The organism is Spirochaeta isovalerica, from assembly GCF_014207565.1.
Lineage (GTDB): Bacteria > Spirochaetota > Spirochaetia > DSM-2461 > DSM-2461 > Spirochaeta_F > Spirochaeta_F isovalerica.
The window spans coordinates 86,977-110,741 of record NZ_JACHGJ010000008.1 but is presented as its reverse complement, the minus strand read 5'-3'; the positions used below and the strand labels follow the sequence as shown (position 1 = coordinate 110,741).

General features: G+C 42.9%; 27 protein-coding genes, 2 tRNA genes and 1 pseudogene. 18 read left to right on the top strand and 12 right to left on the bottom strand.

The genetic code is table 11. The features are described from left to right. The first annotated feature begins 46 nt into the window (after positions 1-46). The 4 genes from HNR50_RS17585 to HNR50_RS17570 all read left to right on the top strand — a co-directional run bounded on the left by HNR50_RS17585 (position 47) and on the right by HNR50_RS17570 (position 1,261). Positions 47-121: transfer RNA gene (locus HNR50_RS17585), tRNA-Gln, on the top strand. Between the two features lie 4 nt (positions 122-125). After that, a tRNA-Met gene (locus tag HNR50_RS17580) sits at positions 126-198 on the top strand. Positions 199-664: 466 nt separating this feature from the next. After that, positions 665-946 (top strand): type II toxin-antitoxin system RelE/ParE family toxin, encoded by a 282-nt coding sequence (locus HNR50_RS17575; RefSeq protein WP_184748106.1) that lies wholly within the window; start codon positions 665-667, stop codon positions 944-946. A 12-nt stretch (positions 947-958) separates the two neighbouring features. After that, the gene (locus HNR50_RS17570) at positions 959-1,261 is read left to right on the top strand and encodes a HigA family addiction module antitoxin (RefSeq protein WP_184748105.1); all 303 of its coding nucleotides are present in this window, start codon (positions 959-961) and stop codon (positions 1,259-1,261) included. Positions 1,262-1,579: 318 nt separating this feature from the next. On the opposite strand, the gene HNR50_RS17565 is transcribed toward HNR50_RS17570, so the two are convergent. Beyond that, positions 1,580-2,176 carry a type IV toxin-antitoxin system AbiEi family antitoxin domain-containing protein gene (locus HNR50_RS17565; protein ID WP_221439928.1) on the bottom strand — a complete coding sequence of 199 codons (597 nt, stop codon included), beginning with the start codon at positions 2,174-2,176 and terminating at the stop codon, positions 1,580-1,582. 434 nt (positions 2,177-2,610) lie between these two features. On the opposite strand from HNR50_RS17565, the gene HNR50_RS17560 reads away from it, so the two are divergent. The 6 genes and pseudogenes from HNR50_RS17560 to HNR50_RS17540 all read left to right on the top strand — a co-directional run bounded on the left by HNR50_RS17560 (position 2,611) and on the right by HNR50_RS17540 (position 9,135). Beyond that, on the top strand, positions 2,611-2,928 hold the full coding sequence (locus HNR50_RS17560; protein WP_184748103.1) for a hypothetical protein: 318 nt from the start codon (positions 2,611-2,613) through the stop codon (positions 2,926-2,928). Between the two features lie 195 nt (positions 2,929-3,123). Then, on the top strand, positions 3,124-6,273 hold the full coding sequence (locus HNR50_RS17555; RefSeq protein WP_184748102.1) for a DUF3427 domain-containing protein: 3,150 nt from the start codon (positions 3,124-3,126) through the stop codon (positions 6,271-6,273). An 11-nt stretch (positions 6,274-6,284) separates the two neighbouring features. Then, a complete protein-coding gene (locus tag HNR50_RS17550) occupies positions 6,285-7,028 on the top strand; it encodes a hypothetical protein (protein WP_184748101.1) in 744 nt (247 codons plus the stop codon). Further along, positions 6,956-7,336 (top strand): annotated as a pseudogene (locus tag HNR50_RS22865) (DEAD/DEAH box helicase); the annotation flags it as partial. The gene HNR50_RS17550 and the pseudogene HNR50_RS22865, both read left to right, overlap by 73 nt. A gap of 45 nt (positions 7,337-7,381) precedes the next feature. Then, the gene (locus HNR50_RS17545; RefSeq protein ID WP_221439927.1) at positions 7,382-8,788 is read left to right on the top strand and encodes a DEAD/DEAH box helicase; all 1,407 of its coding nucleotides are present in this window, start codon (positions 7,382-7,384) and stop codon (positions 8,786-8,788) included. A gap of 23 nt (positions 8,789-8,811) precedes the next feature. Then, complete coding sequence (locus tag HNR50_RS17540) at positions 8,812-9,135, top strand: nucleoside triphosphate pyrophosphohydrolase (RefSeq protein ID WP_184748099.1); 324 nt, start codon at positions 8,812-8,814, stop codon at positions 9,133-9,135. Here HNR50_RS17540 and HNR50_RS17535 read toward each other — a convergent pair. Both HNR50_RS17535 and HNR50_RS17530 read right to left on the bottom strand, forming a co-directional pair. Next, complete coding sequence (locus HNR50_RS17535; RefSeq protein WP_184748098.1) at positions 9,045-9,869, bottom strand: class I SAM-dependent methyltransferase; 825 nt, start codon at positions 9,867-9,869, stop codon at positions 9,045-9,047. The genes HNR50_RS17540 and HNR50_RS17535 overlap by 91 nt on opposite strands. Before the next feature lie 191 nt (positions 9,870-10,060). Then, positions 10,061-11,302: a Fic family protein gene (locus HNR50_RS17530; RefSeq protein WP_184748097.1), complete on the bottom strand. Its 1,242-nt coding sequence runs from the start codon at positions 11,300-11,302 to the stop codon at positions 10,061-10,063. Positions 11,303-11,610: 308 nt separating this feature from the next. Between HNR50_RS17530 and HNR50_RS17525 the strand changes: the two genes are divergently transcribed. The 3 genes from HNR50_RS17525 (at position 11,611) to HNR50_RS17515 (ending at position 13,074) form a co-directional block, all read left to right on the top strand. Next, positions 11,611-11,784, top strand: coding sequence for a type II toxin-antitoxin system HicA family toxin (locus HNR50_RS17525; RefSeq protein WP_184748223.1), 174 nt, complete (start codon positions 11,611-11,613; stop codon positions 11,782-11,784). 1 nt (position 11,785) lies between these two features. Further along, entirely contained in the window at positions 11,786-12,211 is a 426-nt protein-coding gene (locus tag HNR50_RS17520) for a type II toxin-antitoxin system HicB family antitoxin (RefSeq protein ID WP_184748096.1), read from the top strand. A 137-nt stretch (positions 12,212-12,348) separates the two neighbouring features. Next, positions 12,349-13,074, top strand: coding sequence for a flagellin (locus HNR50_RS17515; RefSeq protein ID WP_184748095.1), 726 nt, complete (start codon positions 12,349-12,351; stop codon positions 13,072-13,074). A gap of 85 nt (positions 13,075-13,159) precedes the next feature. On the opposite strand, the gene HNR50_RS17510 is transcribed toward HNR50_RS17515, so the two are convergent. Continuing rightward, complete coding sequence (locus HNR50_RS17510; RefSeq protein WP_184748094.1) at positions 13,160-13,597, bottom strand: type II toxin-antitoxin system HicB family antitoxin; 438 nt, start codon at positions 13,595-13,597, stop codon at positions 13,160-13,162. 287 nt (positions 13,598-13,884) lie between these two features. Beyond that, positions 13,885-14,523 carry a class I SAM-dependent methyltransferase gene (locus tag HNR50_RS17505; protein WP_184748093.1) on the bottom strand — a complete coding sequence of 213 codons (639 nt, stop codon included), beginning with the start codon at positions 14,521-14,523 and terminating at the stop codon, positions 13,885-13,887. 139 nt (positions 14,524-14,662) lie between these two features. Between HNR50_RS17505 and HNR50_RS17500 the strand changes: the two genes are divergently transcribed. Beyond that, positions 14,663-16,036 carry a DUF4143 domain-containing protein gene (locus tag HNR50_RS17500; RefSeq protein WP_184748092.1) on the top strand — a complete coding sequence of 458 codons (1,374 nt, stop codon included), beginning with the start codon at positions 14,663-14,665 and terminating at the stop codon, positions 16,034-16,036. Positions 16,037-16,117: 81 nt separating this feature from the next. Then, a complete protein-coding gene (locus HNR50_RS17495; protein WP_184748091.1) occupies positions 16,118-17,314 on the top strand; it encodes a hypothetical protein in 1,197 nt (398 codons plus the stop codon). A gap of 44 nt (positions 17,315-17,358) precedes the next feature. On the opposite strand, the gene HNR50_RS17490 is transcribed toward HNR50_RS17495, so the two are convergent. Both HNR50_RS17490 and HNR50_RS17485 read right to left on the bottom strand, forming a co-directional pair. Beyond that, a complete protein-coding gene (locus HNR50_RS17490; protein ID WP_184748090.1) occupies positions 17,359-17,739 on the bottom strand; it encodes a hypothetical protein in 381 nt (126 codons plus the stop codon). A gap of 30 nt (positions 17,740-17,769) precedes the next feature. Beyond that, positions 17,770-18,159: a hypothetical protein gene (locus HNR50_RS17485; RefSeq protein ID WP_184748089.1), complete on the bottom strand. Its 390-nt coding sequence runs from the start codon at positions 18,157-18,159 to the stop codon at positions 17,770-17,772. A gap of 149 nt (positions 18,160-18,308) precedes the next feature. Here HNR50_RS17485 and HNR50_RS17480 point away from each other — a divergent pair, with 149 nt between their 5' ends. Continuing rightward, positions 18,309-19,427: a DUF362 domain-containing protein gene (locus HNR50_RS17480; RefSeq protein WP_184748088.1), complete on the top strand. Its 1,119-nt coding sequence runs from the start codon at positions 18,309-18,311 to the stop codon at positions 19,425-19,427. Positions 19,428-19,449: 22 nt separating this feature from the next. Here the strand turns inward: HNR50_RS17480 and HNR50_RS17475 are convergent, their stop codons facing one another. The 5 genes from HNR50_RS17475 to HNR50_RS17455 are packed head-to-tail and all read right to left on the bottom strand — an operon-like array spanning position 19,450 to position 22,685. After that, the gene (locus tag HNR50_RS17475; protein WP_184748087.1) at positions 19,450-19,857 is read right to left on the bottom strand and encodes a DUF1761 domain-containing protein; all 408 of its coding nucleotides are present in this window, start codon (positions 19,855-19,857) and stop codon (positions 19,450-19,452) included. A 42-nt stretch (positions 19,858-19,899) separates the two neighbouring features. After that, positions 19,900-20,103, bottom strand: coding sequence for a hypothetical protein (locus HNR50_RS17470; protein ID WP_184748086.1), 204 nt, complete (start codon positions 20,101-20,103; stop codon positions 19,900-19,902). Then, on the bottom strand, positions 20,100-20,636 hold the full coding sequence (locus tag HNR50_RS17465; protein WP_184748085.1) for a permease: 537 nt from the start codon (positions 20,634-20,636) through the stop codon (positions 20,100-20,102). Before HNR50_RS17465 ends, HNR50_RS17470 begins: the two co-directional genes overlap by 4 nt. Continuing rightward, positions 20,633-21,115, bottom strand: a complete 483-nt coding sequence (locus HNR50_RS17460) for a hypothetical protein (RefSeq protein ID WP_184748084.1) — start codon at positions 21,113-21,115, stop codon at positions 20,633-20,635. Before HNR50_RS17460 ends, HNR50_RS17465 begins: the two co-directional genes overlap by 4 nt. Positions 21,116-21,122: 7 nt before the next feature. After that, complete coding sequence (locus HNR50_RS17455; RefSeq protein ID WP_184748083.1) at positions 21,123-22,685, bottom strand: FAD-binding oxidoreductase; 1,563 nt, start codon at positions 22,683-22,685, stop codon at positions 21,123-21,125. 111 nt (positions 22,686-22,796) lie between these two features. On the opposite strand from HNR50_RS17455, the gene HNR50_RS17450 reads away from it, so the two are divergent. After that, a complete protein-coding gene (locus HNR50_RS17450; RefSeq protein WP_184748082.1) occupies positions 22,797-23,147 on the top strand; it encodes a DUF2200 domain-containing protein in 351 nt (116 codons plus the stop codon). Between the two features lie 85 nt (positions 23,148-23,232). After that, the gene (locus HNR50_RS17445; protein WP_184748081.1) at positions 23,233-23,706 is read left to right on the top strand and encodes a thioredoxin domain-containing protein; all 474 of its coding nucleotides are present in this window, start codon (positions 23,233-23,235) and stop codon (positions 23,704-23,706) included. Positions 23,707-23,765 lie beyond the last annotated feature (59 nt).

The following is a 23,765-nucleotide window of genomic DNA, read 5'->3' as shown; positions in this document are numbered from 1 at the left end:
TTACAAAAAAAAGCATTTCCGTATATTATTCGCAAGGTAAAAACATATCCTGGTAGTGTAATTGGCAACACTGCAGATTCTGGTTCTGCCTTTGGGGGTTCGAGTCCTCCCCGGGATGCCATTATGGTGGCGTAGCTCAGTTGGTAGAGCAATCGGCTCATATCCGATCGGCCAGGGGTTCAAGTCCCTTCGCCACTACTAAAAAATCAAAGGTTTCCATTCGTGGGAACCTTTTGTTTTTATAATCTCATGCGAAGGGACTTGAACCGCGGAATCTCCGCCGAGCAAGGGCGAGGAAAAGCAGCCATGGATGGCTGCGTAAGGAGATGGAGACGGCCTGTAGGGAAGAAACAGGATGTTTCTGACTGAAAGGTCAAGTCCCGAATTTGTACAAAGAAGCTCATATGGTAAAAGCCTTTCATTCGCGGTAATTTATCAATCTCATCATTTTCCGATAAACAGTATCAATGTTTTTCCCGCTCTGTCGAATTCCCGGAAAGCGTCGTAATATTGGCTTATATTGAGCCAAAACCGTGAAAAACTATAAAAATTCCTCTTTTTTCACGGTTTTGAAGTATATAACTATTTTTTTATTGTGAGATATATATACCTCTTTTAAGGAGTTAGTGTTTGACACTATTAGTATTTAGCACTAATATTAAAAATGATTAGCAGCTTCAAGAATAAATTGACAATTAATATTTGGAACCGGCAAAAAGTAAAGCATTTTCCTTCTGATTTATTCAAAATAGCTAGAAGAAAATTGGGTTTCATTGATGATGCTGTTAGTTTGGATGATTTGCGTATACCACCGGGAAACAGACTGGAAGCGTTAACAGGTCACCGTACGGGACAATATAGTATACGAATCAATGATCAATGGCGTATTTGCTTCATCTGGACAAATGGCTCCGCTTTTGAAGTAGAAATAGTCGACTATCATTGAACGGAGTAAGTAATGGAAAATGATCTTATAGAATTATCCACCCCTGGAGAAGTTTTAAAAGAAGAGTTTCTAGATCCGATGGGAATTACACCTTACGCATTAGCTAAAGCTATTTTTGTAGATCCGCCCAGAATAGCCGCGATTATAAATGGTAAAAGGAAAATTACGGCAGATACAGCTTTGCGTTTCTCCCGATTCTTCGGGAATTCAGCTGAATTCTGGATAAATATGCAATCCCGTTATGATGTTGAGATGGTGCTTGAGAAAAAAAGAGATGAACTGAACAGAATAATCAAATTCCATAGAGCTTCATAGCTTCTTTGAAATCGGTTTCTTTCTATCAACCGAACATAATCTTCAGGGCAGAAAAGTTCTCTGGCGGCACTTCAAGGCTCAGAACTTAAACAGTCGAAACTGAAATGTGAAGCATGTTTTTCCCCGTTTATATTCAGATCCTCATGAAGAACAAACTCTCCGCTCAGATCGGGTGAAGTGTAGTCCGTAGCTGCATCCCACCGTTTCAGAAAGGTCGACCGTTGCTCGTGGTGCGTTGGTATATGTTTTTCCTATGGTATACCCGGTTTTCTCTACTTATGTTAAGCAATCTTGATAAAACGGATGCGGCTATATCTTTCAAAGTATACTCTCCAGGTAAGGTTTCATAACATTTCTGACTCTGCAAATATCTGCATAGTATAGAATCTCATCTATAGTTGCCATATTATTCTGAACGACCAGCTGCAGAGCTTCTATGACAGTTTCCATTCCAATCTTGTTTCTGTATTTAAAGCAGTCAGCCAGTGTTTTTGCTATGCTGTATATTTTTACGGAAACGCCATCCATATCCCGATCAACAATTCCCTCTTCATAGGCATTTCCAGAAAATTTGACGATTCTAACAGGAATATCTTGTCTCTCTGTAATCCAAGAATTGCGAGGTATAGCCATCCATACAAGAGAAGGATTCTGAACACCGATTTCATAATAGGAAAGAGCAGATGTAAGACAGATTACTCCCTTATCTACAAGCTTCTGAGCTTCTATCAGAGAATGATAGGGGCCGGGAATATAGTCTGGTGAACAGTAGAGACCATAAGCTATTTTTCTAAGCTCTCCAGAATCCACCATTCTCAGAATGGCTTTTCTGTCCATTCCTATAGAGGTTAGTTCTTTCGAGCGAATGAGTTTTTTGTCTTCCAGTAGTTTAAGAACTTGTTTGTTATTTATCATCACGCCACGCATCCTATACAAATAGTAATATATGTAAAGGATATGTGGCAATAAGTTTGTTGATTTTTTATTTCTTCCTGAATCTGGGAATCAGCATTCTGGCCGAACCACCAGAAGAGGTTCTGGTCAAATTATACCCTACCTTGGTGTCGGTAGAAGGTTTTCAGGAGGACTTATCGGAACGGCTGGATTCTCTTTTCAGTATGAAGGAACAAGATCATAGGATTTGGGTAAATTTTTGGTTTATCACAAGAAAAATTGTGGTTTATAAAAATTATGGATATTGATGTTTCTATCTGAACACTTTTAAAACGATATTCAGCAATTATTTTTTTGGCATGCTCTTTGCTTTTCTGTGGACAACGAAACAAACGACTTCTCCCTCTACCGGGATGTGGGACAGATTTTGAGAAAGATAGGAGTGGTACTGTTCAATGAGTAGATTAAAAGGATTCCTGTGGCTGGCCATGGAGCTGGAGTTGTTTCATTCCCGGGAACCCGATGCACAGCGGTTCCAGGCGGACAAAGAGATGAAAGGGCGTCTGAAGGCCATTGAAAAGGACCGGAAGAAATTCGGTGCTATTACGATGCGGTCCTGGAAAAACTATTACTGGCGGCGCTGGGAGGTGGAGAAGTTCGATATACAGCTGGAGTTGATCGACCAGAAATTTACCATGGTTCTGGGTTCGAAAGATATCAATCATCCCGCCAATCTGTGGGTCATGAAAAACGTGGAGGAGTTGGGGCGGTGAAATCCGGGGGGAGGTTGGCTACCATCCCGCCCCGACGGGCGGGACCGCGCTTTTCAGGGGTTCCGTTCGGCGGAGCCGGACCGCTTCGCGCCCTTGCAATCGCTTGTCAGAAGGTGGAAAAAGCCTAGGACTTTTTCTCAATATAGGAATTTTTCTTATGGCGGAAAAACTCAGATGCTTTATTATGGATACGAGATGCAAACCGGAATTTATGAGCAACTAATAACAACTCTCTTTGAAAAAAAACTTCAGAAATACGAATCCAGCTATTATATAAAAAAGCAACAAATAGACACTCATGAAGCCGCGATATATTTAAGCCGGTATCTGACTCAGATTTTGAAGGTAGCACTGGATTCTTTTCCCATATCGGATGAACAGCGGATTGAAAAACAGATTAAACTTTCTAACTCTCTTATTCTCTGGCTTTCAAATGAACTGGAAGAATCAACCTTTCATGAAAATCTTTTAGATACATCAGGTGAACTTTTAAAAGCGCTCTATTCTACTGAAAATCCTGTTGCTCAGGATCTGAAGAAGTATGTGGCCAAAATTACACCTATTACCGGTCTCACTCAGAGTGAACTTTTCACCGGCTCCAATACAGGAATTAGTCTGGAAAGCGAGATTAAACGGGAAATTCAATCTTCTGATGAAATAAATTGGCTCGTTTCATTTATCAAATGGACAGGTATCCGCATCTTTTCTCAAGAACTGAAAGATTTTGCAGAGACTGGGAAAAGAATAAAGATAATTACGACAAGTTACATGGGCGCTACAGATCAAAAAGCAGTGGATTTTTTATCTTCGCTCCAAAATTGTGAAGTAAAACTAAGTTATAACTGTGACAACGAGAGGCTGCATGCCAAGACATATATTTTTAAAAGAAATACGGGATTTCATACGGCTTATATCGGATCATCAAACATTTCCCGGTCAGCTTTGACTAATGGATTGGAGTGGAATCTAAAAGTCACAACCAAGGAAATCCCTCATATAATTGATAAATTCAATTCTACATTTGAGACATATTGGTCTTCTTCTGAATTTGAAACATATAATCATAAAGACCCTGTTCATCATGAAAAACTCAGTCATTCTCTGAAGAAAGGAAAGGGTGAAGAGATTATTGGAACTGAAACATTTTTCGATCTTAAGCCGCATATCCATCAGAAAGAAATCCTGGAAAGGTTGAGAATAGAACGGGAGATTCATAATCGGTATCGAAACCTCGTTGTAGCAGCAACTGGTACAGGAAAAACAGTTATTTCGGCTTTTGATTTCAAGAATTACTATAAAGAAAATCGAGAGGCTAAATTACTTTTCGTTGCTCATAAAGTCGAAATCCTCAAGCAGGCAAGGAATACATTTCGGGCAGTTTTACGGAATCCTTCATTTGGAGAATTATGGGTCGATCGTGAAATTCCAGATCATCATCGACAGCTTTTTGTTTCTGTACAGACTTTTAACAGTCAGAAGGAATCTATAGCTCTTTTAAGTCGGGAATTTTATGATTTTATTATTATCGATGAGGTCCACCATATCGCAGCAAAATCCTACAGACCGATTCTCGATACTTTTGAACCTGAAATTCTTTTAGGATTAACAGCGACTCCGGAGCGTATGGATGATGCCAATATTCTCGATGATTTTTGTGGAACGATTGCTGCTGAACTGCGTTTGGCTGATGCTATCAATCAAAGGCATCTCTGTCCTTTTCAGTATTTTGGAATTGAGGATACAACAGACATTTCCAACGTTAAATGGATAAATGGCCAATATGCGAAATCTGAATTGACAAATGTGTACACCGATGACAGACAGCGTGTCGATCACATATTAAGAAACATGGATGACATACTCGATAACATTCACAACAGTAAAGCTTTGGGGTATTGCGTTACAAAAGCACATGCTCAATATATGTCCGATCAATTTAATCAAAAAGGAATACGTGCTGATGTACTTACTAGTGATAACAGCGTAGAAAGAGAGACACTACGAAACAAACTCGTTCGTGGATACATCAATGTTCTTTTTGTTGTTGATATATTTAATGAAGGAGTTGATATCCCCGAGGTTGATACCTTGCTGTTTTTACGGCCAACAGAAAGTTTAACTATTTTCCTGCAGCAATTAGGGCGAGGACTTCGCCTGAGTGATAACAAAGATTGTCTTACGGTTTTGGACTTTGTAGGAAATGGAAATTCTCAATATGATTATTCTTCTAAAATGAAAGCTTTAATTGGGAAAAATCAAAGATCGACAGTAGATGATGTACAAAACAATTTTCCTCAACTACCCCTAGGGTGCTCTATTCAGCTTCAAAAACAGGTTAAAGAGAGGATTCTTTACAATATTCGGAATGCAATAATCAATAAGAGGAAATTGATTCATCTTATTCAAAACTATAGGCATAATACGGAGATGGATCTAAATGTTGGGAATTTTCTTAAAGTCAATCCCCAAGTTCGATTGGATGATGTTTATAAAACTGGATGGAATCAGTTATGTTTTCAAGCTAATATATCATCTGTTTCACGAAATGCTACATTAGCAGAGGTTTACAGAAAAGCCATTGCCAATCGTTTTCTTACCTGTAAATCCCGATCCTATTTGAAGTTCGTTGCAAAATTAATAAGTAATGATTTCACTTGGGATCAATCAACGGAAATCGAAAATCAAATGGCACTAATGGCTTATTATGATTTTTGGAATAAACCGGGAAAAGATGAAGGTTTTGAGACTATTTCTGATGGTTTCAAAGCTCTTCAAGATGAGTCATTGAAGAAGGAATGTCTCGAAGTTCTTTTACTAATTCTAGGAGATCTGGAAACGTCTGAAATGCCCATGAAATTGGGAGCCGAAATTGCTTTACAAATTCATGGACGATACAGTCGCGATCAGATTCTCGCTGCCTTTGGAGAACATAGTTTTGAAAAACGATCGAGCAGTCGAGAAGGGGTGATTTTAATTGAAAACCTCAATATTGAGTTGTTGTTTGTTACATTGAATAAACTTGAAAAACATTATTCACCAACCACTCTTTACAATGATTATGCTATTAACGAGTATCTTTTCCATTGGCAATCTCAAAATTCAGCTCGACCTGACAAAGGGAAGGGTCTGTCCTATATCAATCATGAAGATACTGGAAAGAAAATTTTGCTTTTTGTTCGGGAACAGAATAAAGATGAGTATGGTAGAACCATCTCTTATGTGAATTTGGGTGAGGTTTATTTCCGTTCAACCTACGGCCAGCAACCGATGAATATTACTTGGGAACTTCAGGAACCCCTGCCACCATATCTTTGGGATGAAGCTGCGAAATTATCGGTAGGATAGGTCTATTTTTTATGATTTTCAAAAATAATATAAATCAATACAACCTCATAGACAAAATCTCCTGTTCCGGAAAAGAAATAGCCACAGTTTTCAAAAATGAAAACCTTAACCGGACAATCATCATTGATCATCCGGAAATCTTTTCAATGGAGTTTGATTACCATCATTATTGTCTAAGCCAGAACAGATTGATGTCCGGAGGAGGTGAAGTCCTGCGATATCTCGAAGGAGATCCGGACATTCCCTGGCTTAATAATCGGGATCTGGCGGCAGAAACTACCGATTTTATTAGCTTTAAAACCTATGACCGGTCCGGTACCAGTATCGATCCATCCCCCCTGGAGTATCTTTTCGAAAAATGCTTTGAAGACGCCTATGGAACAGAAGCGCTGAAATACCTGGTTCGTGAATATCCCCTCATTACAAACAAAGGGAAAACCGGGTACATCGATTATGCTATGTTTAAAAAAGATGGAACCTGGCTTGCTATAGAAGAAAATGGAGTGACTTATCATCATCCATTTATCATTAAAAAAAGCCGCTATAGGCGTAATCTGGAAAAACAGAACTCCGTTATTCTCAATGGGGGCAGACTTTTCCGCTGGGATACTCGGGCCCTTTTGAATCAGGGAGTGATGATTGAGGAGCTGAAAGAGGCCATCGGTCCACTCGATCAGTATAAATCCAGACCAGTATTATCTCCAATCGCCGGGTTGCCCTCCATACACATCAGAAGGATTACCTTGAAGATTTAAAAACAGATAGAGAAAAAGGAAAAACAGCAGCACTGGTCCTGCTTCCGACAGGAACGGGGAAAACCAGAATCGCCTGTGAAGATATCGCACAGTTCAGAAATGAGAGGGATGATTTTACAACTCTTATTCTTGTTCCAACTCTTGATCTTGTTCGACAGTGGAAAAGAGAGATTGAAGAATATAATGGCCGCATAGGAAAGCCTCAGATTTTAACCTATGGAGGAATCGCCAACAGATATAATGGATTCGAAGCAGATACTTTCAACTATATTGTTGTAGATGAAGCACATCATGCTGCTGCTCCGGTCATGCGAAGAGTTCTGGAATACTTTTCACCCGATTTTCTGCTGGGTATGACGGCGACAGATCAGCGTCTCGATGAAAAGCGCCTGGAAGATATTTTCAGTACCTATAAACCCCGGCTGGACCTGAAAGAAGCCATAGAAAAAGGTTTACTGGCTCCGATCCGTGCGTTCCGGCTTGAATCCAGTATCGATCTGTCGGAAATCCGATTTAACAGAAGAGATTACGTCGGGAGTGATCTTGAAAGAGCTGTATCGGTCTCTTCCCGGAATGATTTGATTGCACGCTGTGTTTCTGAATATTTCGGTAAAGAACTGCCGGATAAACAGGGGGTAGTATTCTGCGTAAATGTCAAACACGCGAAAGAGATGGCCGCTTTACTCAATGAAAATAATATAAAAGCGGCATCGGTGGATGGGAAAGATAAAGATCGGGAGAAAAAAATTGAAGAATACATGGAAGGGAAAATTCAATTCCTTTGTACATGCAGTCTTTTAACCGAAGGATGGGATGCTCCCAATACTTCTGTTCTTGTAATGGCCCGGCCGACTCTTTCCAAAGTCCTTTACACTCAACAGCTCGGCCGGGGGACTCGACCCCATCCTGGAAAAGAATTCTTATATGTAATCGATGTAGTAGATACTTATGGTGCTTTCGGCCAGGTTCGCAACTCACCATGGACCCTTCACACTTTGTTTGAATCGTTTCAGTATCTGCCCTGGGGTGTTCTGGTTGGACAGGCACCAGATAAGAGCCGGGAGTTAATTGAAATCGATACGACCCATGAAACAGTCATGGCTCTGAATCCTATTGATATTTTCACCTGGCAGAAAATCTATGAGAATTATCTTTCGAATGAACAGCTGGCACGAGAGCTGTTTGTATCTACCGGAACAGTCAATTCATGGATCGGGAAAGGTGATATCATTCCCGATCAGAGTATTCCAATGGGAAGAAGTACCATTCATTTATTTCATCCCGATAGTATGCTCCGAATTCGGGAAACCAAAGGACTCAAGGAGCATGGGGAACATACTTTGGTTGATGATTTTCGGGATTTTATCGAAGAAGGAACATATACCTTCAGCTACAAAATATTTTTTATATTAGCCTTTCTAGAAGTCATGAATGAAGATGGAGAAGCCGACATCAACATCTTGATGGCTAGATACAGGGCTTTTTATCTGGAACGACATGAAAATAATATGACCGTAGATCGCACCAACTGCCCGTACAATGATAAATCTTACTTGATGGATGACAAACTCCTGCTGAGAAGTATCCTCCAGAATCCTTTTGAAAAATTCGAGCGTAAGCGTTTTATGTCATATTCGAAAGATCTGAAGTGTATCTCATGGCACCCTAAACTCAGAGAAGAGTTCAGATCTGGAGAGTATATAAAAGAACTGAAAGAAAAAATGCTTGCTGATCGGGATAAGTACTATCAGGATCTTTAATAAAAGAGGTAGGGAGAACAATTTTGGATAAAAAAATCAAATATGATAAATTAATACGGGATAAAATTCCTGCAATCATAAAAAACTCCGGAAAAGACTGTGTTACAAGAGTTTTATCAGATATGGAATACAAGGAATTCCTTTATAGAAAACTGCAGGAAGAGGTAGATGAATTTCTGGCAGATGATAATATCAGTGAGCTTGCAGATATTACTGAAGTAATTCTCGCCATTCTGGAATTAAAAAAATCTTCTCCTCAAGAGATGGAGACAATTCGATTAAAAAAATTAAAAGAACGGGGGGGATTTAAGAAAAAATTACTCTTGAAGGAAGTTATCAATAACTGAAACCATGATCTCCAGATCACAATACATAAAATACCTCCAATGCCCCAACCTATTCCAGTTTGAACATCATCTCCCAAACCACAGCCATAGTCAAACAGCGTTTTGTATTCAGTAAGAAGATTATGTTTTAATAAAAACTGAATCGGTTTTGAGAAGTTATTTCGGGAAATCGCTGTTTTGTGTCTATCAATCTTTTTTTCAGCATTTTTATCGAGATGTGAAGGTTCCGATACTGTAATTTCATGGCTTTTTATTGAGATACCTTTTTCCAATAGAACTTTCTGCCATCCATGGGAATAACCGATTGTGGACTTTTCTTTATAGAGACCTAGTTTTTCTTCTTCTTCTGTTAATCGGGAATAAAGAATATATTCCGGTCTCGTAGAATGGATGAAAGTTTCCTTGCGGTGGAGGATTGGCTTATTCTCTTTATTCTTAAAACTGACAATTCTTGATTTTCCGGTACTGAGATCAATAGTCAGTGATTCATCAAGAGCCGGATGAAGCTCTTCCCAGAAGGTAGGGTAGGATAGAAGTGAAAGTTTAAACTCATTCTTAAAGAACTTTACCAGATTGTATTCTGTCTCATCTGCTGGAAGCACGCGGTTCAGCAATTCTTTCAGTTCTGCAGATTCTTTTTTTACATCATCTATCAGCGTGTAAACATGCTGTCCTACTTTTTTTCCGAAAGAGAGGTCTTTAACTGCTTTTTTGAAAGAATCGTATGTTATCAATTATCGCTCTGTTCTCTAATACTATTTATCTACTGCTATAAACGTATACTGGGTTCTCATTGTTGACAAGAAATAATCCTATTGGCTTTTTTAATTCCAGCCTCTATATTCTCCGGTAACATTGCTCTGAAGACGGATTTATGAAATCACTAGAAACGTCTCGCAATATCATCTCGAAAATGACTGAGGAGTTATTCAAATATTCTTTTAAAGATCTCTTCTATTGCAGCCTGCTCCCCATCTGTTAGTTTCCTGAACTCTTTTTCTCTTGCGCGCTTTGAGAGGGTTCCGTTATTCTGTTTCAGAAAACGGAAGAGAAGATCAACCGTTCTGGAAGGCATTTCAACTATTTCCTCAATGCTTCTTTTGAAGCTGTCATAGCGTTGAAGAAACCGGGCTTCTTCGGGAAGATCAAGTTCAATAGTTCTTTCCACACAGGAATAGAGAAATCCGGCGTGAGGTGTAGCATCAAAGAAACGGTAATAAGCAGCTGTTTCGTTTTTTATCACCACATTATTGTCTTTTGTCGGCTCCCACTGAATGAGGGGAAGAAGACGGGATGAATATCCCAGGAGTGTTTTTCTGTACTCCTGAATCCGGTCCAGGATGACAGCCGATACAGGGAAGACCAGACCGGGGGGATTAAAGCCGTTCTCTGCCAGAATATGGTGTATCAGATAGCGGTGGATCCTTCCGTTGCCATCACTGAAGGGATGGATGTAAATAAAACCGAAGGCCAGAACTGCGGCAGCAATGACGGGATCCATATTTCCCCTGGTTCGTAAAGCATAACTTGTCAACCCTTTCAGTAGATCAGAAAGATCCCGGTGCGATGCGCTTATATGCTCGGGAATGGGTGTTCCGGTTTCCCGATCGTGTTCTCCCACAAAACCGCCTTCCCTGCGTAATCCTGTTTTGATAAATCGAGAATCGCCAATAAGGATTTCCTGTAGCCTGATAAGCTCTTCAATACATAGATCATTGGTTCCAGCCTGGCCTATTATCTGTCCCCAGCGCTCAATACGTTTGTGGGGCGGAACTTCATTTTCTATGGCGTAGGAAGCTCTGGAGTCTTTCAGGAGGAGAAATGATGCGGTACGGCTGATTATGTCAGAAGGTATGCGGTCAATAACAGCCATGGCCCGTGCTTTAAGGTTCTTTCCGGTGTATTCTTCCAGCAAAGGTGTTCTCCGCACCAGGGGGCAGAATCCGGGAGTTCCCGGCATGTTATCGAGAACTCTCTGGCGATGGACTTTTTTACCGGGAAGGGCAAATTGCAATTCAGGATTGATAACCGGTACGAAATTCCCTGTTTCCAGATCAGGCAGATTCAGCTTTTTACTGGACAACCATTCGTAGAGAAACCAGAGTCTCCTAAAGGTCCTGAAAATCCAAAATAATGTATTCTCCTGTGAAATTTCATTATAATCCATGAAAAATAATTTAAAAAGAAGTATCAACGTGAAAAATAGTTTTTATCTGAATATCTCTTTCCCCGAAATAAACCTCACGATTGTTTTATTGTTCAGTCTCCTTTCTTTTATAAAATTTAACATTCACTGGACTTGTCTAATACCTTTTATCATTGATTTTAAATCAGCAACTATTTTTACCTTGTTTTTATAACCATGAACCCGAGCAAACATAGACCCGATTTTATTTTTCTGTGCACCTTCAGCACAATTTTGACAATATACACATATATGTGTATATTAAAGGTGAAAGTGATAAAGGCTTTCATATGCCCTTAAGCGGTAAGAAAATGATTCAATTGTACAAAAAAAATGGTTGGACCGTAATCCGTCAATCCGGCAGTCATGTCCAGCTGCGAAAAGGTACCAGGCACCAGACAATTCCGAATCATAGCAGAGATCTGGGCAAAGGCCTGGAAAAGAGATTACTGAAGGAGATGTAAATTGGAATATCATTTCGAAATTTTCGAAGAAGAGGATGGCGGTTTCTGGGCGGAGAGTGTCGAACTCAAAGGATGTCTTTCCGATGGTAAAACGCTCGAAGAGTTAAAATCCCGCCTGGAAGATGCTCTGAACCTCTATCTGAATGAACCGCCCGGCTCCAGTCAGGTGTTCCCTCTCCCCGATAAAAAACTCGACAGAGATGAGAGATATATCCGGATTCCTGTCCAACCGAACATAGCCTTTGCCTTGCTGGTTCGTCATTACCGAATTTCCCGTAATTTGACTCTGGAACAGGCTCAGAAAAGGATCGGACTGAAAAACAGGAACAGCTATGTCCGCCTGGAAACTCCCGGAAACCCCACAATGGAATCCATCAGCCTGGTAAAAAAAGCCTTCCCCGAAATAAACCTCAACGATTGTTTTTAGTCGTGCAGTTTAAAAAAAGAATACAGTCATTATATCAACTTCTTTTATGCCGTTCCCAATATTTAAGTTTTCCTGAAACAGGATTAAGTCCTACCAGGTGGACAGAAACACTATCCTATTAGTATCTTTATATCATAATGAAAAAAATATATATAACAATATGCATATATATCCTCGGGAACACTTTCCAGCTATTCTCAGAGAACAGCAGCATTAGATTTCTCAACCAGACCATTTCAGAAACAAGTAAATCGATGGAGCGCCTGTCCTCAGGAACTCTTTTATGGACAGATAGCCCCTCTTCAAAGGCCATATATGAAAAGCTGGAATCTCATATTCGGTTCTTAGCCCAATCAATCAGAAATAATCAGGATATGATTTCCTATTACAGGACCCGGGAAGGGTTTCTGGAATCCACAGGTAATTCTCTGCAGAGGATTCGCGAGCTGATCGTTCAGAGATCAAACAGTTTATACGGTGAAGATGAAAGAGAGATTATTGATTCGGAAATCTTCATGCAGTATTCGGGAATACTGAAAGATCTTTCGCGGGCTCAGTTTAATACCATTCCAATTTTCGGGGACTGGCTGAAAGATGAAGAGATAGAAAAGAGGTTTCGCGAAGCGAATTTCTATAATCTTTCCGGAATTGACAGGATCATGGAAGCCGTTTTATCCGAAAGGGCCTCAATTGGCGCACTGATAAATACTCTTGAGCATAAAGGGGCAGGATTGGCTGTCGAACAGGAAAATGCTTCTGCATTTCAAAGTCGGGGTGATACGGACTTCGCTCTGGAGCTTTCGATAATGAAAAGGAATGAGATTCTCTTTTTTGCTGACTTGTTTCTATTGAGACAGGAGTGAACGATCCATACTGTTTATCCGAACATAGCTTTTGCCTTATTGGTTCGCCATTACCTGCGAAGCTTTTCCGTCGTTCTGATGATAATCATCGTATGACTCTGTCAAAGCATTCTTCAATAGGGAAATCGGGAAATGCTTTCAAAATTCTACCGGCTGTTTTGAATGTCGGATTACCCTGTCTCTCCAGTTTGACATAGCTGTTTCTACTTCTCATGCCCAGAGCATCTTTCATCTGGTTCTGTGTCAATTTCTTCCTGCGGCGATAGGCTCTTAAATAGACCATAAAAGCCACTTCAGGTGATACTGAAATCTGCATATAGGCATTATTTTCAGAGAGTTTCGGATCTGGCAGGGAATGAGCAAACTCGCCCTGGAAATCTACGGTTAAAACTCCTTCCAGAGCTTCCTTCAGGTTTGCTTCAAGTTCCTCTATATTTTCACCTTCAGAAACACATGAATCTAATTCCTTGCACTCGCCCCAGTACCCATCTTCCTCTTTATGGATTTCAAAGTGATAAGTCATTTTTGTAACTCCTTAAGCAGTTCAAAATGGTCGAGAGTCCAACCCTCCTGCTTATACTTTCTGACCATCTCCTTTCCGGATATGGGCACTTTAATTACTCTTCTCTGTTAATACTAAAAATAATTCAACTTCAGAGTAGATGTCAACTATAGTTGACGTATTTTCTATGGCTTTGCAATTGAGCATAATCGTTATTCTCCTCTTTTGGGTTATAAACACGATTTATATTGCTTCTGATTGCATTTTCTGTTCAATTATGCAAATCTCTGATGTAATCAGAGAATAATTCACTTCTTACGGGAAAACACATCTTCACCCCCATACTCCAGAACCAGAGTCTCCCACACAATTCCCTCTCTCCCCAGAGCATCCCTATTCTGAAACAGCTGCTTTTTCCGGAACCCCAGTCCCTCGAATAAACTCGCAATCTGATCTGAAGACCTGAGGATAAACAAGCGGCCGCTCTCATCGCGTTTATCATCGCCGAGTCCCTCCCTCTGCGGACAGTGAGATAGAACCAGCGTCCCGCCGGGATTTAGCAGATTTCTCAAGGCGATAGCGCAGGAGTGCAGCTCCTTATCGGGAATGTGCATAATAACCGCAGACATGTACAGATGATCAAAAGGCGAGGGGAGCCTCGACGGCAGATCCGGCAGGCTTCCCCGGAATAAGCGGCCCGAGAGTTCAGGGTATATCCTTTCGGCTTCTGTCAACAGGACGTCTCCGGGATCAACGCCGTAGGCATCGAGATCCCCTCCGAGCATCAGGGCCGTATCCCGTCCGCTTCCGCAACCGATATCCAGGATCCTGTCGCCTTTTTTAAAGAGCAGGTGAATGAGTGATTTGAGAGGACTCTCTATGGAATTGTACCTTTCGGCGATTTCTGATGCTTTTCTATTGTAGTAATCTACCGTTTTACGATCCATAGAATTATTGTAGCGCATCCTTAGGGAATATGAATGGGGGAATTTGATTCAAAACGATATTGCCTTTATATTTAGCAGTTTTTGTGATAAAATTGCCTATAAAAATATCATTATTGTTGATTTATAATGGGGTAAACCAGTGAGTACGCATTTACATAGAAAGTGTCTTCAATATTTTGACGAATGGTTTAAAAGAGGGCGGAAGAGAAAACCTCTGCTTATTCGCGGAGCGAGACAAATCGGAAAAACAACAGCTGTCAGAATCTTTGCAGAACAATCCGGCCTGGAATTAATAGAACTCAATATGGAAAAGGCCTGGTCCTTTACATCTCTGGTTGCGTCGAATAACCCTCGAAAACTGATTGAAGCCATCGAATTTGAACTCAATAGGGATATTTCTCCGGACAATTCGCTGCTTTTTTTTGATGAAATTCAGGCTGTTCCCCAACTTCTCGGCCTGCTTCGTTATTTCTATGAAGAAATTCCAGAACTGGCTGTTATCGCTACAGGATCCCTTCTGGAATTTACGCTCGCTCAACCGGATTTTTCCTTACCGGTCGGGCGGATAGAACTATATTATATGGGACCGTTTTCCTTTGAGGAATTTATTTCGGTCCTGGATCATAAGCGGGCACTGGAATTTCTGAACAAATATTCGCTCGATGAGGCCGTGCCGGATGTTGTTCATGAACAATTAAACAAACTGGTCCGCCTTTATACAATCATCGGCGGTATGCCCGAAGCCATTGCCGCCTACAGGGAATCGGGAAGCCTGAGGGATGTGGAGCGGATAAAATCAAGTATTATCGAGACATTTATTCTCGATTTCAATAAGTACAAAGGAAAGACCGATACGGTTCTCCTGAGAAAGGTTTTTGAATCGCTTCCGGCTCAACTGGGAAAAAAAGTCATTTACTCACATATTATCCCGAACGTTCGAGCCAATGAGGTTTCTTCGGCTATTGAGCAGTTGAGCCTGGCAAAAGTGCTGACACTTGTATTTCACTCATCTGCCAATGGTATCCCTCTGGCTGCGGAAAAAAACGAGCGATATTATAAACCGCTCCATCTGGATATCGGACTGTGTCTCACGCAATTGGGGCTTAATCCTGTAGAGACTGAAAATGCCGAGGATCTGAACTTTGTTAACAGGGGCACTTTAGCGGAGCAATTTATCGGACAGCAGCTCTATCATCAGTTTCCTTCCTATCGGGAACCGGAATTATTTTACTGGACAAGAGAGAGCCGGGGGGCATCGGCCGAGGTAGACTACCTCATTACAGACGGACATGGCGGAATCATCCCTATCGAAGTGAAGTCCGGCAGGACAGGAAGTCTCCGTTCATTACAGACTATAACAAAAGAAAAAGGATTGTCCCTAGCCATTCGTTTTAATTCCGATAAACCCTCTGTTTTCAACGAGAACAGAATCACTCCCAAGGGAGACGTGAAGTATCGGCTATTATCATTACCCCATTACCTGGTCCAGCAGGTGGACCGGCTGTTGCAATAGCCGGGGAATTAGCGATTGTATGGGACTGTCTATTGAATTTTACCTCTTCGCAATAATTCCAGGAACCAGTATAATCAAACCATGTATGAAAAAGAGAGGGCAGCCGCCCGTGAGTTCAACCGGCAACTGGAACATCTGGAAGACAGGGTCTTCGGGTGGGGTATCAGAAAATATAAACTGGATAAAGCGTTTGCCAATATTCACGGTCCCTACATGGATAGTTTCGACGGATTTCCCGATAATTATGTGAAAATGATGATCGCCGCCTGGCTTTTTTCCCGTGTCCTTCTCGATCCTGAACTTATAATCAAGTTCGCCAGGAATGAAAAGGAGTCTCTTTTTCCGATTCATAATGGATATCTGAAGTATTGGAAAAAACACCAGCCTATTTGGAGTCTTTTTTATATCAGAGAGAAAAAAGATGATGATGTCCTGGTTATTGAGGATCAGCTTACGGAAAAGACCATGCTGCTCCATTCGAGAAACATGGCCGGTATGGATACTGATAAACCTATTATATCTCTCCTTTTCCCACTGGAAGAGGGAATCTGGGTCTCCTATGGCATAATCCGTCAGTATAAAGGTTCATTTGCCTACCATCTGCTGGACCTGATGCGGTTGATGGATGAAGAGCTTTACGAAGCTGAAGATTTTACATCTTTCATTCATAAATACTACGGCTGTTTTTTTCAGATAGATCAAACCATGGAATCACCACTGGTAATAAACAAGAAAGAACTTGTCGAAAAAAACTGGATGGAAATCATTCTTCTCGATTTTGATCCATACGCGCTTTCTAAAAAATTCAATATTGATGAATCGTCGGGAATTGTTCGTCTTAAGGCAAAATCCAATGACCCCTTTCCCTTCAGTGAGATATATTTCAATAGCGAAACGGAAGAAGCCTATTTCTCTTCCATGACTCTGAAAGGATACAGGGAATTATGTAAACTGGTTAACGATTACGAGCTTCCTGAAGAACCGGACTATATCTTTTCCATGCCTTTATACACCGTCATGGAAAAGGATATGGGTATGTCGTTTCCGGGAGATTATTGGGAATCTTTCTTCGCTTCTGAAGAAGAAGTCTCTCCCGAAGCAAAAGAGGAAATCGAAGTCATTAACATAATAGTGAAAGAAGCTTTCGATGCGGAAAATCAGGGTCTGCCTTTTGATTTGAAGAAAAGGGGAGCCGAATTGGGACTCGATGGAGAGGCCATAAAATCTATTGAGGAAATGTTAGCGCGGATACGGAATTCCATGAATAATCCTGAATAAAACTGTTTTCCCCCAGATGTATCTAACTATCAATCTGTATCAAATCACTCCTTCAAATACATAACCGTCTCATTCCCAAGCCCGTCGATCTTCTTCAAAACCAGATCGAAAAATTCTTCCTTGTATAAATACACCCTGGCCGGATCTTTGTTGATTATAAGATAGGGTTCGTTCTCATCATCAATATGAAAAGAATAGGCCACCGAAACAATTTCCTCTTCCGATAGTTCATAATCTTCGTTTCGGTCGATCGCCGATGTGTAGAGCTCATCGGTCAACTCGATCATCGCCAGAGTGTCAATATTCAGTATGGATCCGTTCTGCCTGATTTTTATCAGCTTGTAACTTCCGTAGAAATCGGATTTTTCCGGTTGTTGGCTGCAGGAGTTAAATAACAGTGAAGCAAGCGGGAAAAGGATTATCACAAATAAAATTGATAAGAATTTTCTCACGCCTCACCTCACTTTTTTCGTATACAGTATGACAGTTTTGCCGGTTTCATCGATCCTGCTGAAAAGCCTGTCGTAGTATTTATCATCTAGCAGATAAATATTGGATTCATTTCCCGCCAGCCATATAAAGGGGTTTTCTTCATCGTCGACTGAGAATGTATAGGCGGTTTTTGATATTTCATCGGAGGAGAACAGATTATCTCCGTTTCTGTCAATTCTGTAGATGTAGAGTGAATCGGTTAATTCTATCTGATTCAACAGCGGGGAAATCTGAATCGATTCTTCCCCCTCCAGAACTTTGATAATGCTGTAGACTCCCAGGTAATCTTTTTTTTCAGGAGTGTGAGAACAGCTCAATAAGAAGAGCAGGAATAAGGCTGACAGATGTTTCATTTTCATAGGAATCCTTTTTTGATTGTGTTGTATAGTTTACGCCTCCTTGCATAATTATGCCAATCATCAGAAAAAGTTATTGACCTGGAGCCAACTCCATATTTTACCATGGAATGAAATACAGAAAGAAAATTTAAAACGGGGAATTTATGAAACCAGAAGTCTATTTTACGACATTTAAAACCACCACACAGGAAAATCTCCTGCAGAAACTCCACAGGCTGATCAAGCGCGCCGGTATGGAGGATATCGATTTTAAAGATAAATATGCGGCGATCAAGATTCATTTCGGAGAGATGGGGAACCTGGCTTTCCTCCGACCCAATTACGCCAAAGTTGTGGCGGACTATGTCAAGGAGCTGGGGGGCAAACCCTTTCTGACCGACTCCAACACATTGTATGTGGGAAGCCGGAAAAACGCCCTGGATCACCTGGATACGGCTTATCTCAACGGGTTTTCCCCTTTGCAGACCGGTTGTCATGTTATCATCGGCGACGGACTGAAAGGGTCCGATGAAGCGGTGGTTCCGCTCAACGGCGAATATGTCAAAGAGGCGAAAATCGGCCGGGCCGTTATGGATGCCGATATTCTCATCTCCATGACTCATTTCAAGGGGCACGAAATGGCGGGCTTCGGCGGCGCTGTCAAGAATATCGGTATGGGCTGCGCCTCCCGGGCGGGGAAGATGGAACAGCACAGCGAGGGGAAGCCCCATATCAATTCAAAAGCCTGCATCGCCTGCAAAGCCTGTCAGAAGATTTGCGCTCACGATGCTCCGGTCATTGTCAAAGATGGAAAATCCCATATCGATCAGGATAAATGCGTGGGCTGCGGCCGCTGTATCGCTGTCTGTCCCGTCGATGCCATCGGGGCGGACTGGAGAACCTCCATCCCGGTTATGAACCGGAAAATGGCGGAATACGCATTAGCGGTCTGCCGGGACAGGCCCTGCTTTCATATTTCGCTGATTACCGATGTTTCGCCCAACTGCGACTGCCATTCGGAAAACGATATCCCCATCATTCCCGATGTGGGGATGCTGGTCTCTCTCGATCCCGTTGCACTCGATCAGGCTTGCGCCGATCTGTCGAACAAAATGCCGGTTATAAGCAATAGCATTCTGGGTGAGAAACTCGCAGGCAACATCGAACATCATCACCAAGACCGTTACACGATGACCCATCCCGATACGGACTGGACGGAATGTCTGGACCATGGAGTCAGGATAGGGCTGGGCAGCCGGGAATACGAGCTGATCGAAATTTAAGCGATCTCTGCGGGGTGCTTTCTCAAAGTATGGAGAACAGTATCCCAGCCGGGATCAGCATCAGCAGCCGGTATCCGCCGTCAATGAGGTAAACCACCGGTTTGGTCATCCGAAAGGTTCCGTTATTGATTTCAGAAGCCGTGATGATTCCTGAACTGACGAGAGCCGCCAGGCCGAGGCCGCCCTGCCAGGATGCAATCCCGGTCAGATTGACGAGAATCCCGAAGAAATAAACCGATAGGGAATTAGCAGTTAAGCCGAAAATCATAGTCTTTCCCATATTGGAATTCTTCATATCCTCATCGGTAATCCCTTCCGCTTTCTGCCAGATGGGAAAAAATAATTTGGGACTGTACCAGACCATTCCCAAACCCATAGACCATACGATAGATATTACCAGAGCCAGCCAGTTCACTGTAAATATATTCATATTGATAATTTAATTCGTCAATTGCCGATCGGCCAGTTTATTTTAAGATTCGTCGAGGGATTCCAGATCGACGTCTTCATTTTCTGCCGAATCGGCGCAATCCGGACATACCATAAATGAGGGATCGCAACCCAGGGGAACAGAGCGGAATCCCTCACTGTTATATATGGCTGCCTTGCAGTAGAAGCAATGTCCTGTTAATACTTTTTTCATCTTGCTGACTTTGCTCTTCCTGTCGTCGGTCAAGGCTCTTCTCCGGGAATCCTATATCCGCTTTTATCGAGATATCGTCCCATAAATACGGCTGTGACGATAACCAGCGGGATGGAGGCTATCAGGCGGATAAGGCTGAAACGGATTCCCAGAAAGGTCGATTCGAAGAGGACCATGGGAACCCGTCCGATCCCGACCGCGCCGAGAAAAGCCAGTACAACCGTAAATCGTGCACCTTTTTTATGCAATTCATGGGCAATAGGCAGGGCCGGAAGAAGTCCTCCCGCCATGGGAGCCGCCAGTATGAAGACCCAGAAAAAGCTTTTTGCTCCTCCTCCCTGTCCCAAATGCTTTTCTATGGTTTCTCTTTTGACCCACACATCAAAGAGCCCGATGAGAATAAACACGGCCGGAAGGACCTGAACCATCTCCAGAAAGAAGGAGAGGAAATTGGATCCCAGATCCCTGCCGGGCTGATAGCCTGTTATGAGCGAAACAGCGATAAAGCCGAAGAAAACAGCAAACAGCGCGATTCTGACGGGGAATTTTTTCTTTGTATCTTTCATATGAGAACCCCCTGTACCAGGAAGAATACCGCGGCGATCGCCAGCCCGATACAATAACTGACCAGGTTTCTCATTAAGGCGAACTTCCAGCCGAAGAGGGATTTCTCCATGGGGAAGGTTATGGCCCCCACCATCATCAGTGTCGTGGAGAATGCGGCTATGATACTGTACGCCACTCCCTGATTCACCAGTATCCGGCAGAGCGGATAGACGATGGGGCCGGGCATGAATGTAATGGAGCCGATGAGGGAGGCTGTGATAAGAGATGCGAAATTGGAGCTCCCCCCCAGAGTCCGGGAAATCATCTCCTGCGGGACCAGATAGAGTACGACTGATACGCCCATGAGGACCGAGAGAAAGGGCGGGGTTATTTTCCAGAGTTTCTTAGCGCCGGAGAGTATAGCCTTGCCGGTCTTTTTTCTGTTGAAAACCAGGGAAACTAAAAGAGAGAGGGCTGTTATGATATAAAGAAATGTCATATATTATTCACCTTACAAACTGCAGCGGATCCAGCTCCGGTTTGACTTTATCATAAATCTCCGGAAAAACGCCTTCGGCTCCGTATTTCTGACGCATTTTTCTCCAGAGGCTGTGGTCGAACATGGCCTCGAATTCCTCTTTCGTACTGAAAATATCCACATATGTGTGGAGGAATCCCCCCAGATCGCTGATTTTCTGCTCGATTTCTCTTACTTTGTTAACCGTCGGGTAATCAAAGTTTCCTTCTCTTACGGCTTTGGGCTCGCCATAGATCCCGATGTTGAAGTAGAGAGCGCTTCTCTCCGTTCCGTCCCATTCCACAGCTCTCTGTCCCGGCAGACGAACCATGCCTCCCCGGTCGAAAACCCGGCAGGGGTAGATCAGCAGGGGATAGATTTCGAACTCATCATGGAGATGTTCCAGCATTCCCTGAAGATGTTCCGATGGAAAAGCGAAATCCTGATAGACCTGCCTTTTCATCGATCTCTCCCGCTCTTCTGTCGGGCGCGAGCTTTTGAGAAGGGGCATATTGGGGGGCAGGGTCCAGCCGAAGAACCGGCGGAACCACACATTGTTTGCCGAAGGGACAATCTGCCCCATGGTCATGCACATGCTCCTTTCATGGCGCATGAGAAAGGACGTGAGAGGCACCAGTTCGCTGAAATCTCTCCCTTCTCCCAGTTCGAGCATCGATTCCACATGTTTGAAAAAGAAGGGTTTGTGCCAGCTGTTTACATCGTTGACGGGAAAGTCTCCGGCTTCCTCCTTCCCGGCGGGATAGCCTTCAATGATAACGGCTTTATTCCGTCCGAAAACCTGAGCTTCCAGATAAGTCGGGGGATTGTCCGAATGGAGCAGGCGGCTGTGCTCTTCGCAATAGGTCTCGAGACTGTAAAAAGGGCGGTATACCAGCCGGACGTAAGGCGTCGCCGGGATAATTCTCATTTCAATTGCCACGAGGAAACCGAGAGTGCCATGGCTCCAGGGAATGGCCCGGAAGAGGTCGGCGTGTTCGCCTTCTTTTGTTACCCTGAGCAGTTCTCCCTCAGCTGTGACGATTTCATAGGCCTCGACGATATCGTGCATCAAGCCGGTTATATGGGACTTTGTCGTCATGCCGATGGCCAGAACCAGGCCGCCTATGGTTGCGCCTTTCATTTCGATGGCCGTCTCCAGCTGATATCCCTTTTTATCCAGATGGGAGACCACGTCGCCTATGGTGGCAAACGGTTCGACGCGAACAGTCATCCCGGCTTCATCTATTGAGACAACGCTTCTCAAATCCCTGATCCCTATGGGTTGTGATTGGCTTTTATCGCTAATCCGCGTGGTTAAGGAGCGGTTTCCCCTTCTGTCGGTGCGGAGTTCTTTCGCCTGGCGGGACAGGCGGCGGACATCGGAGACGACTCTATGGACCCGCTTTTCATGGTCTTTCGGATCGGGGCGGGTCAGAAAGGAAATCAGCCGGTCCTTCCATGAAAACAGTTTCCCCCAGGGGAGTATTATGGTAAGCAGAAGCAGTTCTCTGTGGTTATCGATCCAGTTTTCTATAGCAGATTTTTGGGGCATAAGGGAGTTTCCTTCATTTATATCAGTGTCTTATCAGAATAAATCGCAATATAGAAAAATACAATAAACATGATGTTTTACCATCCGCCGCATTCTTTGTATATTCTCCCCATGGAAAAACACAAAATATTTGCCATGAGCTTTTCAAACGTCTATCCCCTCTATATCGCCAAAGCTGAGAAAAAGGGAAGGACCAAAGCTGAAGTCGACGAAATCATCGGCTGGCTGTTCGGTTACAGTCAGGAAGAGCTGGACAGGCATATTGAAGCGGAGACGGATTTCGAAAAATTCATACTCGGAAGCCCGGCTCCCAATCCCTCCCGGACTCTCATAAAAGGAGTCGTCTGCGGCGTCAGAGTCGAGGAAATCGAAGATCCGCTTATGCGGGAAATCCGCTATCTCGATAAAATGATAGACGAGCTGGCCAGGGGTAAAGCCATGGAGAAGATCCTGAGGAAATAATCTTTACTGATTTTATGAACTATTTATCCTTCCGTTACATTTTTGTGACATTTGGGAACTAACTTTGTAAGCAGGAGGTAAACACATGAAACTGTTTACAATTATCACTGCTTTCTTTTTTGCTCTTTCATTCGGCCTTTTCGCAAGCGGAGAAAAGGATATGGCCGGTCAGGATAGTCATGATTCAATGGAGATGGATTCGATGGAAAAAGATGATACCATGGAGATGTCCGCCATGAGCGGAGGTCTTATGGATTTCGTCTCCATGGATAAGGCCATGATGATGGCGGAGGAAACGCCCACGGTTCTCTTCTTCAACGCTTCCTGGTGCCCCACCTGCCGGGCCGCTGTCAAAGATTTCGAGATGAATGCCATGAAACTGGAAGGGATCAATCTTCTCTCAGTCGATTATGATGATTCGGCGGATCTGAAGCAAAAATACGAAATTACCTATCAGCATACCTTTGTGCAGATCGATTCCATGGGAAAAGTTCTGGCCATGTGGAACGGCGGCGAAACGGAAGAGCTTCTCAAACAGATAAAGATGGATAAAATGTAAAGCCCCGAGGGGATGAAATTCCCCGATAGGAGCCGGGAGCCCGGGATTGCAAAATCAGT